This is a genomic window from Streptomyces sp. NPDC044063 (assembly GCF_056434285.1).
In genome coordinates this window covers 146,833-159,256 of the sequence record NZ_JBWKFM010000005.1, presented here as the reverse complement: position 1 = coordinate 159,256, position 12,424 = coordinate 146,833, and the positions used below count along the sequence as shown (strand labels likewise).

At 71.6% G+C, this 12,424-nt stretch carries 14 protein-coding genes; 8 read left to right on the top strand and 6 right to left on the bottom strand.

The window, feature by feature from the left end:
* Positions 1-132: 132 nt before the first annotated feature.
* The 4 genes from AC07BS_RS09060 to AC07BS_RS09045 form a co-directional block, all read right to left on the bottom strand.
* On the bottom strand, positions 133-393 hold the full coding sequence (locus tag AC07BS_RS09060) for an acyl carrier protein (protein ID WP_478641427.1): 261 nt from the start codon (positions 391-393) through the stop codon (positions 133-135).
* Between the two features lie 76 nt (positions 394-469).
* Positions 470-1,603 carry a radical SAM protein gene (locus AC07BS_RS09055; protein WP_478931149.1) on the bottom strand — a complete coding sequence of 378 codons (1,134 nt, stop codon included), beginning with the start codon at positions 1,601-1,603 and terminating at the stop codon, positions 470-472.
* A 70-nt stretch (positions 1,604-1,673) separates the two neighbouring features.
* Positions 1,674-2,393 (bottom strand): Phenylacetic acid catabolic protein, encoded by a 720-nt coding sequence (locus tag AC07BS_RS09050; RefSeq protein WP_478641425.1) that lies wholly within the window; start codon positions 2,391-2,393, stop codon positions 1,674-1,676.
* 119 nt (positions 2,394-2,512) lie between these two features.
* Positions 2,513-4,105, bottom strand: coding sequence for an AMP-binding protein (locus AC07BS_RS09045; protein WP_478931147.1), 1,593 nt, complete (start codon positions 4,103-4,105; stop codon positions 2,513-2,515).
* A gap of 463 nt (positions 4,106-4,568) precedes the next feature.
* On the opposite strand from AC07BS_RS09045, the gene AC07BS_RS09040 reads away from it, so the two are divergent.
* The 8 genes from AC07BS_RS09040 (at position 4,569) to AC07BS_RS09005 (ending at position 10,843) form a co-directional block, all read left to right on the top strand.
* Positions 4,569-5,198, top strand: a complete 630-nt coding sequence (locus tag AC07BS_RS09040; protein WP_478641423.1) for a 2OG-Fe dioxygenase family protein — start codon at positions 4,569-4,571, stop codon at positions 5,196-5,198.
* A gap of 254 nt (positions 5,199-5,452) precedes the next feature.
* On the top strand, positions 5,453-6,127 hold the full coding sequence (locus tag AC07BS_RS09035) for an AzlC family ABC transporter permease (RefSeq protein ID WP_478931145.1): 675 nt from the start codon (positions 5,453-5,455) through the stop codon (positions 6,125-6,127).
* The gene (locus AC07BS_RS09030; protein ID WP_478931143.1) at positions 6,124-6,450 is read left to right on the top strand and encodes a branched-chain amino acid transporter permease; all 327 of its coding nucleotides are present in this window, start codon (positions 6,124-6,126) and stop codon (positions 6,448-6,450) included. Before AC07BS_RS09035 ends, AC07BS_RS09030 begins: the two co-directional genes overlap by 4 nt.
* Positions 6,451-6,483: 33 nt before the next feature.
* Entirely contained in the window at positions 6,484-8,088 is a 1,605-nt protein-coding gene (locus AC07BS_RS09025) for an amino acid permease (protein ID WP_478931141.1), read from the top strand.
* 100 nt (positions 8,089-8,188) lie between these two features.
* Complete coding sequence (locus AC07BS_RS09020; RefSeq protein WP_478931139.1) at positions 8,189-9,262, top strand: pyridoxal phosphate-dependent aminotransferase; 1,074 nt, start codon at positions 8,189-8,191, stop codon at positions 9,260-9,262.
* Between the two features lie 93 nt (positions 9,263-9,355).
* Positions 9,356-9,742, top strand: coding sequence for a thioredoxin (gene trxA, locus AC07BS_RS09015; RefSeq protein ID WP_478931137.1), 387 nt, complete (start codon positions 9,356-9,358; stop codon positions 9,740-9,742).
* Positions 9,735-10,364, top strand: coding sequence for a histidine phosphatase family protein (locus AC07BS_RS09010; protein ID WP_478931135.1), 630 nt, complete (start codon positions 9,735-9,737; stop codon positions 10,362-10,364). The genes trxA and AC07BS_RS09010 overlap by 8 nt, the downstream gene beginning before the upstream one ends.
* A gap of 53 nt (positions 10,365-10,417) precedes the next feature.
* Positions 10,418-10,843, top strand: a complete 426-nt coding sequence (locus AC07BS_RS09005; protein ID WP_478641413.1) for an OsmC family protein — start codon at positions 10,418-10,420, stop codon at positions 10,841-10,843.
* Positions 10,844-10,916: 73 nt separating this feature from the next.
* On the opposite strand, the gene AC07BS_RS09000 is transcribed toward AC07BS_RS09005, so the two are convergent.
* On the bottom strand, positions 10,917-11,531 hold the full coding sequence (locus AC07BS_RS09000; protein WP_478641412.1) for a sortase domain-containing protein: 615 nt from the start codon (positions 11,529-11,531) through the stop codon (positions 10,917-10,919).
* Between the two features lie 108 nt (positions 11,532-11,639).
* Positions 11,640-12,236, bottom strand: a complete 597-nt coding sequence (locus AC07BS_RS08995) for a hypothetical protein (RefSeq protein ID WP_478641411.1) — start codon at positions 12,234-12,236, stop codon at positions 11,640-11,642.
* Between the last annotated feature and the right edge of the window lie 188 nt (positions 12,237-12,424).

The window sequence follows — 12,424 nt, the reverse complement described above, 5'->3', positions numbered from 1 at the left end:
GCCCCCCCCCCCCCCCCCCCCCCCCCCCCCCCCCCCCCCCCCCCCCCCCCCCCCCCCCCCCCCCCCCCCCCCCCCCCCGACGCCCAGCGGGGTCACCGCGCCGATGCCGGTGACGGCGATGGACCGGCTCACCTAGACGCCCGCCAGGCCCGCCCGGTCGCAGATCAGGTCGACGACCTGGGCGACGGTGATGTCACGGGTGAAGGACTTGCGCGGGATCTCCGCGCCGAAACGCGACTTGGCGGTCGTGGTGAGCTCCACGATGTCCAGGGAATCGATCTCGAGCTCGTCGAGCGTGGCGTCGTCCGCGATCATGTCGGGCTCGACCCCGAAATCGACGAGTTCGTTCTCGAGGAAGGTCCGCACGGCGGAGCGGTCGGCAGGCTGGGACACGGAAATCCTTGTCTTCGGAAGGCGATGGTCGGGTGGCCGATGGGCGGCTGGGCGTCTGGGCGCGCCGGGGCGGCCGTCAGGCAGCGGGGGCGGGGGCGGGCGCGGGGGCCTTCGACGGGTGCAGCGGGGACCAGTGCCACTGGCGCCAGTAGCTCTCCGCCAGGTCCAGCCACTGCTCCAGCCGCTCCGTGCTGTCCAGGAAGCGGTGCATGCTGACCATCAGCCAGCTGTAGACGGCCTGGCTGTCGCGGCACCCGCCGCAGTCGCCGGACGTGCAGCAGAACTGGAGGGTCTCGTAGTCGGCGCCGAACACCGCGAACTCGCCCAGCACCGGATTGCCGTTGGCGACCCGCTCGGCGTGCTCGGGCATGTTGACGCTGATGCTCGGGCAGACGTCGTAGCCGAACCGGCCGCCCCAGTGCGTGCGTCCCGTGATCAGCGTCTCGATGAAGTACGGGTGGCTGACGACCGTCTCCGGGTACAACTCCTTGACGCGCAGGGCCTCTTCGAGCGTCCGTGCCTCGTTCTCGATCCGCAGCGGGGTGTCGGTGCCGTGCTCGCTGTAGAAGTTGAAGGTCACGGCGTTGCCGTTGTCCTGGATCTTGCGGACGGTCGGCTCGATGTACCGCAGCCCGTTCTCGGACAGCGCGTAGACGAAGAGGACGCGCGGGTCGTCGCGGTAGTGCGAGAGCGCGGTGTCCAACAGCCCGGTGAACTTCGAGCCGTTGACGCGGATGGCCCGCAGGTCGTCGTCCAGCGGACCGCCGCCGAAGAGGCTGACACCGATCGCGATCTTCTCGAATCCTTCGCGCGGCATCGGCCGGAGGCCGTTGGAGGAGATGGAGATGTACGGCAGGTGCTCGACGAACGGCTCGATGCGCCGGGGCACCAGGGTGGGCTCGCCGCCGATGAGGGTGGCCTGGGTGTATCCCTTCTCGGCCAGGTCCTCGGCGAACGCCCGGATCCTGCCGAGGTCGGAGACCTCCCGTACGGCGTCGTCGAAGCCGCCCTCGAAGTACCAGCAGCCCTTGCACCGGATGTTGCAGTTGTTGGTCAGGTGCACCTCGCAGGCGCGTACGTCGCGGCCCAGACCGCGGATCAGCCGGAGCCGCTCGGCGAGTCCGGGCCGCTGTGCGACCAGCTCCCGCACGCGGATCTTGGCTTCGCGCCGGGTCAGTTCACGCGGGGTGATGGAGATCGGTGTAGCCATGTGCCCTTCTTACGTCTGCGGTGGTTCGTCCCGGGCCGGGCGGCCCGCCGGGGCCGCCCGGGTGGCGGGGTCACTCCGGGACGCGCAGGCCCAGGTTCCGCACCCGCGGCACGACGACGGAGCGCCACTGGTCGCACGCCTCGCCGTTGGTGGTCTGCCGCAGACCGAAGCGGACGGCGAGCTTCGCGCGCTCGGAGCGCGGGCTGCCGAAGATGGAGACGAACATGGGCCAGAGCCGGTCCAGCGCCCACTGGAGCTGCTCCCGGCCCTCGCCCGTCTGCGCCAGGTTGCGGCAGACACGGGCGCCGTGGGCGATGTGGATCTTCTCGTCCTTGATGATCGTGCGGACGGCGTCGGCCCAGGGGCGGTAGCTGCTCTCGGCGAACTCCTTGATCATCACCAGCGCGGTCTCCTCGCCGATGTACGAGTAGATGCCGCGCTCCGCCCAGGTGGTGCAGGTGTGCATGCGCTCGTCGGCGAACAGCGGGCGCTCGCCGCGGCCCTGGGTCTCCATGTAGGTGGTGTCGATGCCGATGTCGGCGAGCACCTTCTTGCCGAGCTTGTAGTGGTCGTACTCCTCGGCGGCGCGCTCCGCGCAGACCTGGCGCTCCTCGGCGTCCGGCGCCATGGGCAGGAACATCATGGCGTAGTCGTCGCCACCGGAGAGCTCGCCCTCGGTGTTCACCATGATCTGCCGGATCGCGACCTCCCGGTACTCCTCGGGCATCGCGAGGAACTCCTCGGGGGTGCGGACGACCACCGCTTCGTCGGACAGGATGGACAGGGTCATGGATCTCCTCCGGGAACGATCGGAACAGGGGAGGGCGGAACGGAAGGAAGGAAGAAGGGAAGGGTGGAAATGCCCTGGAAATAAGGCGGGTTGGGGCATCGGCGCCCGGACCCGGTCCTTCAGACGGCCCGGTCTCTGCCGGTCCAGTACGGCGCGCGGAGCTCGCCCTTGAGCACCTTGCCGGTCGCGTTGCGGGGCAGCGCGCCGGTCACGACCACGCGCCGCGGGCACTTGTAGCCGGCGAGACGCTCCCGGCAGAAGGCCGTGAGTGCCGTGAGCCCGTCGTCGTCGATCCGGGCGCCGTCGGCCGGGACGACCACCGCCAGGACGGACTCGCCCCAGACGTCGTCGGGCACGCCGATCACGGCGCACTCGGCGACCGCCGGGTGCGCGGCGAGGACCTGCTCGACCTCGGGGCAGTAGACGTTCTCCCCACCGGTGATGACGAGGTCGGTCAGCCGGTCCTCGATGAAGACGAAGCCCTCGTCGTCGAGGCGGGCGACGTCGCCGGTGCGGTACCAGCCGCCGTCCGCGAAGGCCCGCGCGGTGGCGTCCGGCAGACCGCGGTAGCCCTTCATCCGCTGCGCGCTGCGGATCCACAGCTCGCCGCGGTCCCCCCGCGGAACCCCGGTGAGGGTGTCCGGGTCGGCCACCCTGAACTCCACGCCGGGCAGCGGCCGTCCGGCGGAGGCGAGGCGTTCGGGGCGCTCCGGATCGCGGTGCGCCCCGGGGTCCAGCGCGGAGACCGCGCCGGAGAGCTCCGTCATGCCGTACAGCTGGACGAAGCGGACGTCGGGGAGGAGGGAGAGGGCCTCCCTGAGCACGGGCACCGGCATCGGTGACGCGCCGTAGAGGAGGTAGCGCACCCGGGAGAGGGCGGCGATCGCCTCGGGGCCGGCCTGGATGACGCCGGGCACGAGGGCGGGTACCAGCAGGACGTGCGTCGCGCCGTGGGTGACGGCGGCGCAGACCGCGGCGGGGGTGGCGTCCCTCAGCAGGGTGGTGGGGGCGCCGGCGAGGAATCCGGTGATCGCGTAACAACTGCCGCCGACATGGAAGAGCGGAAGCGCGACCAGATTACGGTCCCCGGGGCCGATCGGAAATGCCGTCAGCAGGGCGCCGGCATGCGCCAGCAATCCCGCGTGCGTCAGTTCCGCGCCTTTCGGGGTGCCCGTGGTGCCGGACGTGTAGAGGACCAGGCAGACGTCGTCCGGACTCGCGTGCGCCCCGTCTCCGGGGAGCGGCCGGGAGTCCGTCACGAGCCGTTCGTATTCGGCGTTCCCGTCATCGACCACGATGACGCGTTCGAGTCCGGGAACGCTTTCCAGTACGGGCCGTAAGGACGGGAGCAGATCCTCTCCCACGAACAGCACTCTCGCGCCGGAATCCGCGATGACATAAGCGAGTTCGCTTTCCGCGAGCCGCCAGTTCAGCACCGTGTTCGCGGCGCCGAGGGCGGCCGCGGCGAAGGTCACTTCCAGGCAGGCGGCGTGATTGCGGTCGAGAAAGGCGACGCGGTCGCCGCGGCCGATCCCGGATTCCGCGAGGAATCCGGAGAGCCGTCGGACGCGCTCCCGTAAGGCGCGCCAGGTCCAGCCGCGCTCGCCGAACGCGAGCGCCTGGCCGTGCGGGGTCCGCGCGGCCCAGTGGTCCAGCAAGGAACCGAGGAGTAAGCAACTCTCCTTGGAAGGCTTCGGGTTGTGGCGTCGCATGGTCCCCCCATCGCAGCACACCGATGTCGTACGAGCTGGTTCTTACTCCCCGGTAAGAACCCGCAGGCCAAGATCAAAACGGAGGTGACGGTCCGGCGGCAAGGCCCGGCGGTGTGATCCGTGTCTCGCGATGCACGGTGCACTCGCGGACGGCTCGAATCCGGCTGGAACGAACTTGTCCGAGAATCGACGTCGGGTCCTCGAAGGCGGTTGTCGGCATGCTCACGCGCAGTTAAGATCGTTTACGAGTGGTGGTGAGAGGCCTGCTGAGCGGGCCCAACAACCCCTGTTGTGCCGCGAGTTCCTCTTTTCTTCGCCGGGCCCCCGCATCGCGTTCGAGGGGCCGGTTCGGCATACCCCGTCGGCGCCCCGTGCGCCGCCTCGCGCTCTTTTCACGGCCGGTTCCCGGCCATGGCCGCCGCTTATCCGCAAGTCGCAGTGCACGCTCTTCGTAGGGAAATCGATGTACTACACGGTCACCAGCAACATCGACAAGATCACCAAGCCGCTGCAGGAGAGCTTCGGACGGCTTTCCGCCGACCCGTATCTCAAGGGCGACTTCGTCTTCCGCTACCGCGGTTACGCCGAGGGACGGGTCAAGGGCGACAAGGTGCTCTGGACGGAGAGCGGTGACTTCTTCCAGAGCGAGGACATCAACGACTACGCCGGCGGCATGCAGCGCAAGTTCGCCTCGCTCGGCCCGGAGGCCCGCGAGTTCGTGGAGGCGCTGATGGCGGACCCCGCCATGCGCACCATGTTCGCGGCCGAGGAGATGGAGGTCGGCGTCCACCAGATGCGCGTCATCGCCGACGACGCCCACCCCGGCTACCCCGCCCCCGAGGGCTTCCACCACGACGGCTTCGACTACGTGGCCGTCACCGCCGTCGCCAACGACAACGTCAACGGCGGCACCTCCATGATCGCGGACGCGACCAACGAGGAGGTCATCGTCTTCGACCGCGCCATGTCGGCCGGCGAGACCCTGGTGCTGGACGACAAGGCCGTCAAGCACTACGTCTCCCCGTTCACGCCGAAGCTGCCGGGCCGGGCCCAGCGCGACGTCATCGTGGTCACGGTCAAGGTCCATGCCTGAGAAGCGGCTCGACGCCCCGGGCCACGCCCCCGAGGCCGCGCGGGAGGCGCCCGCGCGGCCCGAACCGGAGCCCGGGGGGGGGGGGGGGGGGGCGGCCCCCCCCCCCCCCCCCCCCCAGCCCCCCCCCCCCCCCCCCACCCCCCCCCCCTCCCCCCCCCCCCCCCCCCCCCCCAGCGCCCCCCCCCCCCCCCCCCCCCCCCCCCCCGGCGCCGTCGGAGTTCCGGCGCGCCCTGCGCGACACCATTCCCGTGGCCATGGGCTACACCCCGCTGGGCGCCGCCTTCGGCATCCTGCTGGTGAACAGTGGGCTCGACTGGTACTGGGCCCCGCTGTCGGCGGCGCTCATCTTCGCCGGGTCGATGGAGTTCCTCGCCGTCGGCATGATCACGGCCGGGACCCCGCTGCTCCAGGTCGCGATGATGACGCTGGCGGTCAACTTCCGCCACGTCTTCTACGGGCTGTCCTTCCCGATGGACGTCCTCAAGGGCGCGGCGCGGAAGGTCTACGGCGCCTTCGCGCTCACCGACGAGACGTACTCGCTGCTCGCCACGGTGCCGCGCGAGGAGATGACCGCGGACCGGCTGACGTACATCCAGGCGCTCAGCCACGCCTACTGGGTGGGCGGGAGCGCGGCCGGCGCCCTGCTGTCGTTCGCCCTGCCGGAGTCCATCGACGGACTCGGCTTCGTCCTGACGGCGCTCTTCGTGGTGCTGGCGCAGGACTGTTTCTACAAGCGCAAGAACAACGCGCCCACCGTCATGGGGCTCGCGGCCGGCTTCGTGGCCATGAGTGTCGGTGAGCGCAGCTTCCTGGCCGTGGCGCTGAGCGTCTTCGTCGCCATGCTGCTGGGCTGGTACTTCCTCCAGCGGCGCAGGGCGGCGGACGGCGCGACGGCGGACACCGCGGCCGCGGCGGAGGGCGGGGCATGACGCACAGCATGTACATCCTGAGCGCCATCCTGGTGATCATGTGCGTCACGTTCGCGCTGCGCGGCCTGACGTTCGTGGCCCTGCGGCGCGTGGCGGACACCCCGCTCATGCGCTACCTCGGCGCGGCCATGCCGGGCGGCGTGATGCTCATCCTCGTCTTCTACACGGTGAGCTCCGTCGACTTCGCGAAGTCCCCCTACGGCCTGCCCAGCGTCGTGGGCATCGCCGTCACGGCCGCGGTCTACCACTGGCGGAGGAATCCGCTGCTGGCCATCTTCACGGGTACGGCGCTCTACCTGGCGCTCGCACAGCTGACCGGCTGACCCGCTCCCACTCCAACGGCACAACGGACTTCCATGGATCGCAACACATTTCTCCGCACGAAATCGGTGGAGCAGTCGATCGCCGACACCGATGAACCGGGCACCAAGCTGAAGAAGGTCCTCACCGCGTGGGACCTGACCGTCTTCGGTGTCGCCGTCGTCATCGGCACGGGCGTCTTCACGCTCGCCGCGAGCACCGCCGGCAACATGGCCGGCCCGGCGGTCTCCGTCTCCTACTTACTCGCTGCGGTGGCCTGCGGCCTGGCCGCCCTGTGCTACGCGGAATTCGCCTCGACGGTGCCGGTCGCGGGCAGCGCGTACACCTACTCGTACGTGACGTTCGGCGAGGCCGTCGCCTGGATCCTGGGCTGGGACCTGATCCTGGAGTTCGCGCTCGCCACGGCCGTCGTCGCCAAGGGCTGGTCGGCCTACCTCAGCCAGTGCGTCGAGCTGATCACCGGCGGCAAGCTGCACACCGTGATCCATGTGGCCGGCGTGCGCTTCGACTGGGCGGCCGTGCTCCTGGTGGCCGTGCTGACCGTCATGCTCTCGCTCGGCACGAAGCTCTCCTCCCGGGTGAACCAGGTCATCACCGGCATCAAGATCGCCGTGGTGCTGCTGGTCATCGCGGTCGGCGTCACCTACATCGACGTCAAGAACTACTCGCCGTTCATCCCGCCGTCCGCCTCCGCGGACGCCACGAACAGCGGTGACAACCAGTCGCTGTTCTCGCTGCTCTCCGGTGGCGAGACCAGCACCTACGGCATCTTCGGCGTCCTGGCCGCGGGCTCCCTGCTCTGCTTCGCCTTCATCGGCTTCGACATGGTCGCCACCGCGGCCGAGGAGACCCGCAACCCGCAGAAGGACATGCCGCGGGGCATCCTGGCCGCCCTCGCCATCGTCACCACGCTGTACGTGTCGGTCTCCCTCGTCGTCACCGGCATGCGCCCCTACACGGCGCTGAAGACCAAGCCCGACGGCACCAAGGCCACCCTGGCCAGCGCGTTCGCCGATCTCGGCGTCGACTGGGCGGCCACCATCATCGCGATCGGCGCCCTCGTCGGCCTGACCACCGTGACGATCGTGACCCTGCTCGGCCAGACCCGTGTGCTCTTCGCGATGTCCCGCGACGGCCTCGTGCCCCGGCAGCTCGCCCGCACCGGCTCGCGCGGCACGCCCGTGCGCGCCACCGTGCTCGTCGGCATCGTGGTCGCCGTCGTCGCCGGCTTCTCCCCCGCGGAGAAGCTGGAGGAGATGGTCAACATCGGCACGCTGTCGGCCTTCGTCCTGGTCTCCATCGGCGTGATCGTGCTGCGGAGGACCCGGCCCAACATCCCGCGCGGCTTCCGTACCCCGTGGGTCCCCGTGGTGCCGATCCTCTCGGCCGTCGCGTGCGTCTGGCTCATGCTCAACCTGAGCGTGCTGACCTGGGTGCGATTCCTGATCTGGATGGTCATCGGCATCGTCATCTACTTCACCTACGGCGTCCGCCACTCCGTCCTCGGCAAGCGGCAGCGGGCCGCCGCCGCGGCCGGCGAGGCCGGCGAGACGGGCCCGCCCGCCGGGTCCGCCACGACGGCGACGGCACCGGCGGAGGCGGCCGCGGCCGGCGCGCCGGACGTCCCCGCCGCCCCGTAGCGGATCCGTGGCGCCGCGGCGGCCCCGCGGCGCCACGGATCCGTTCCACTTCCCCACCCGATCCACCGCTCCACCCGCTCCATACGACAGGGACAGCACCTTGATCGCTACGTACACCATCCAGCAGTGGCTCTTCGCGGACGCCCACGGCCGCTACGACATCGACCTCGCCGAGAGCGGCGTGCAGTTCCAGCGGCTGCGCGACATCACGCTCGACCCCGAGTGGGAGATGGACTACAGCATCGACCGCGGCATCCCCGAGCTCCGGGAGGCCGTCGCGGGCCTGTACGGCCGCCAGGGCGGCGGCGACGGCGACGTCGTCGTCACCCACGGCGCCCAGGAGGCCCTCTACCTCCTCTACCGCAGCACCCTGCGGGCCGGCGACCACATGATCACCACCAGCCCCGGCTGGCAGCAGTCCTGGGAGGTGCCCAAGCACATCGGCTGCGACGTCTCGATCCTCCCGCTGCACCCGGGCCGCCCCTTCGACGCGGAGGCCCTGGCCCGCCTGATCACCCCGCGCACCAAGCTGCTCGTCCTCAATAGTCCGGGTAACCCCTCGGGTTACCGCTTCACCGAGGAGGACTGGACCGTCATCCTCGACGTGGCGCGCGCCCACGACCTGCTCGTGGTCAACGACGAGGAGTACCTCCTCGACTTCTCCGAGTCGATCGTCCACCGCTACGCCAAGTCCCTCTCCGTCTCGGGCCTGTCGAAGGTCTACGGCCTGCCCGCGCTGCGCGTCGGCTGGGCCGCTGGCGACCCCGGCGTCATCGCGGGGATGGTCAACTACAAGCGCTACACCACCGTGTCGAACTCCTGGGTGTGGGAGCGCGTCGCCGCGGACGTCCTGAAGGATCGTCAGAAGCACGTCGAGCGCTACCACTCCTTCGTCGGCGGCGGCATCGAGAGCCTGAACCGCTTCGCCGCCGAGCACGCCGAGTGGCTGGAGCTGGTGCCGCCGGCCGACACCCCGTTCGCCTGGTTCAACCTGCGCATCCCGGCCGCCTCCCAGGCCGTCGCGGAGAAGCTCCTGGAGGAGGAGCGCGTCCTGGTCATGCCGGCCGAGGTCTTCGGCTCCGAGGCGGGTCTGCGCATCAGCTACGCCCGTCCGGTCGAGGTCCTCGAGGAGGGCCTGGCCCGCCTGGGCAAGGTCGTCAAGAGCCTCGCGTAACCACCGGGGACAACGCCGCTTCCGGGCCGGATGGGTCAGACTGGTCGAACGACAGACCGTCGGGCACACCGGACCGGAAGCGGGTAGGCGCGCATGGGCAGCACCGTGGAACTCACCAAGGACAACTTCGACGAGGTGGTCGGCGGCAGCGGCTTCGTCCTCATCGACTTCTGGGCGGAGTGGTGCGGCCCCTGCCGGAGCTTCGCGCCCGTGTTCGAGCGTGCCGCGGAGACCCATGACGACCTGCTGTTCGCCAAGGTCGACACGGAGGCGCAGCCCGAGCTGGCGGCGACCTTCGAGATCCGCTCGATCCCCACGCTGATGATCGTCCGGGACAGCATCGCCGTCTACGCCCAGCCGGGGGCGCTGCCGGCGGCCGCCCTGGAGGACGTCATCCGGCAGGCCCGCGCGCTCGACATGGACGAGGTGCGGGCCGCGGTGGCGAAGCAGCGGGCCGAGGCGCACGACGGCGATGAGTGAGCTGCTCCTGATCCGGCACGGCGAGACCGAGTGGAGCCGGGACGGCCGGCACACCAGCTGGAGCGACGTGGCGCTCACCGGCCGCGGCGAGGAGGAGGCCCGGGCGCTGCGGCCGTACCTCTCCGGACGCCGTGTGGGGCTGGTCCTCACCAGCCCGATGGCCAGGGCGGCCCGGACCGCCGAGCTGGCCGGCCTCCGGCACACCGAGACCGTCGACGACCTCCGCGAATGGGACTACGGCGGGTACGAGGGCGTCACCACGGCCGAGATCCAGCGGGAACGGCCCGGCTGGTTCCTCTTCGAGGACGGGGCCGTGCCCGGGCCGCCGGGCCACCCCGGGGAGAGTCCGGAGCGGGTCGGTGAGCGCGCGGACCGGGTGCTGGCGCGTGTCGCGTCCCGGCTGCGGGACGACGACACGCGTGGCGACGTGGTGCTCGTCGCCCATGCCCACTTCCTCCGGGTGCTGACGGCTCGTAGGCTCGGGCTGCCGCCGTCGGCGGGCGCGCTGTTCCGGCTCGACACCGGCACCGTCAGCCGGATCGGCACCGAGCACGGCAGGCCCGCGCTGCTCGCCTGGAACGGGCGTGTCGGAGCCGAGGGCGGTGTGCCGGGGGCGGAATGATCGGGGCGTCGTCCCGACCGTGTGATGACCGTTCTTCGTGGGAGGAAAACAGCGTGGCCACCAATCGCATCGCGACCACCGTCTGGGAGGGCGAGCTGCTCAAGGGCAGCGGCACCGTCACCTTCGAGTCGTCCGGCATCGGTTCGCAGCCGGTTTCCTGGCCCTCCCGCGCCGAGCAGGCCAACGGGAAGACCAGCCCCGAGGAGCTGATCGCCGCGGCCCACTCCAGCTGCTTCTCGATGGCCCTCTCGCACGGCCTGACCGGCGCCGGCACGCCGCCCACCCGCCTGGAGACCAAGGCCGAGGTCACCTTCCAGCCCGGTGAGGGCATCACCGGCATCCACCTGACCGTGCGGGGCGAGGTGCCCGGCCTCGACGAGGAGGGCTTCGTCGCGGCGGCCGAGGACGCCAAGAAGAACTGCCCGGTCAGCCAGGCGCTCACCGGTACGACGATCACGCTGGCCGCCGAGCTGGCCTGAGCCGCCGGGCTCGCCCGAGCCGGCCCCCGGGGCCTGGGACCGCCCGTGGGGCTGTCCCGGGCCCCTGGGTCCCTCAGGGGCGCAGGGCCGCGTAGACGATCAGATTCTCCGTGTGGCCGCCGCGGCCGTGTGCCGCCTCGCCCCCGCAGCCGACCAGGCGCAGCGCCCTCTCCTGGGTCCTCCCGTAGACCTTGTGGACGGGGAAGGCGCCCGGGGCGGCCCGCTCGGTGCCGGTCACCGCGAAGTGCAGCACCGTGCCGTCGCCGCGCTCGACGTCGACGACCGTGCCCTCCGCGAGCCGGTCCAGGTCGTGGAAGACGCCCTTGACCCGGCCGGTGTCGCCGGTGTCGCCATGGCCGACGATCACGGCGGCCCCCGGGGCGCCGGGCTCCGCGCTGCCGGTGTCCCAGCCCGCGGTCATGCCCTTCTCCGGCGGCGGGACCCGCGGGGAGCCGTCCTTGTCACGGCCCAGCCGGATCAGCGGGCTGTCCACGCCGATCGACGGGATGGACAGCCGCGACGGCTCGTCGGCCCGGGCCGGCCCGCCGATGACCTTGTCCGTCCCCCCGCCCGGCGCGCACGCCACCAGCACCGCGGCCGGTACGGCCAGCAGCAGGGCCAGGACAGGCCTGAGCAGCGGCAGGCGCTCTCGGCGGGCGCCGCGGAGGCGACGGGACGGTCGGGACATGGGGTCCAACCTAGGGACGTCGCCGCCGTCCCCGCCTCGGCCGATCGGCCAGTTCGCCTCCCCCTCCGGTCCGATACGGACCCGGTCCGGGGGCCCGGGCGCCCCGGGCTAGGGGACCAGCCGCTGGAAGAGGCCCCAGGTGAACTCCGCCACGTATCCGCCCCGCGCCCCCGTGGCGTCCGGGGCCTCGAAGGCCAGCCGCCAGCGGGTGGGGGCCGTGCCCTCCATGGGCCGGGCCGGGGCGAAGGCCCGCGCGACCTCGTCCACCGTGCAGGACCAGGGGAGCAGCTCCTCGATCGTGCGCGGTACGGCGGCGGGCGCGCCGGGCGCCCGCACCAGCCACTCGTTCCAGACCACCCCGCCCGGCGCGGACAGCACCTCGAAGCGCAGGTCCGGCCAGAGCGGCACCGGCCAGGTGGCCGCCTCGAACGTCAGGTCCCCGACCCGGCGCTCGCCCACGTCCTCGGGCGGGCCGAGGACGGAGCGGTAGCGCGCCCCGGCACCCCGGCGGCGCGGGGAGTGGAGCATGGCCTGCCAGCGGCGGTTGGCCTCGCGCATCTCGGCGCGCCCGGCGCCCAGTTCGCGCAGGGCGTCCTCGACCAGGTGGGGCTGGTGGTCGGCCATCCGGCGCAGCAGGACGAGCTGGAAGTCCAGCGGGCCGAGGGCGGCGGTGCCGCCGGGTACGGGGTCGGGCTCCGGTCTCATGCGGCCATCGTGGCGCACCCGCCCCTGTTCGCGCGATCGCCCGCCGCCGACGGGGAGTTGTGCCGTACGATCACGGGCGCCCGCGCCGCGCCCGGCCGACCCCGTCCTTTCGCGGAAGCTTTACCTCCCGGCAGCCGTGAGCTGGCCCGGAGGCCGCCCACGCCGTGGTCGCTGCCGGTACGGTCTGG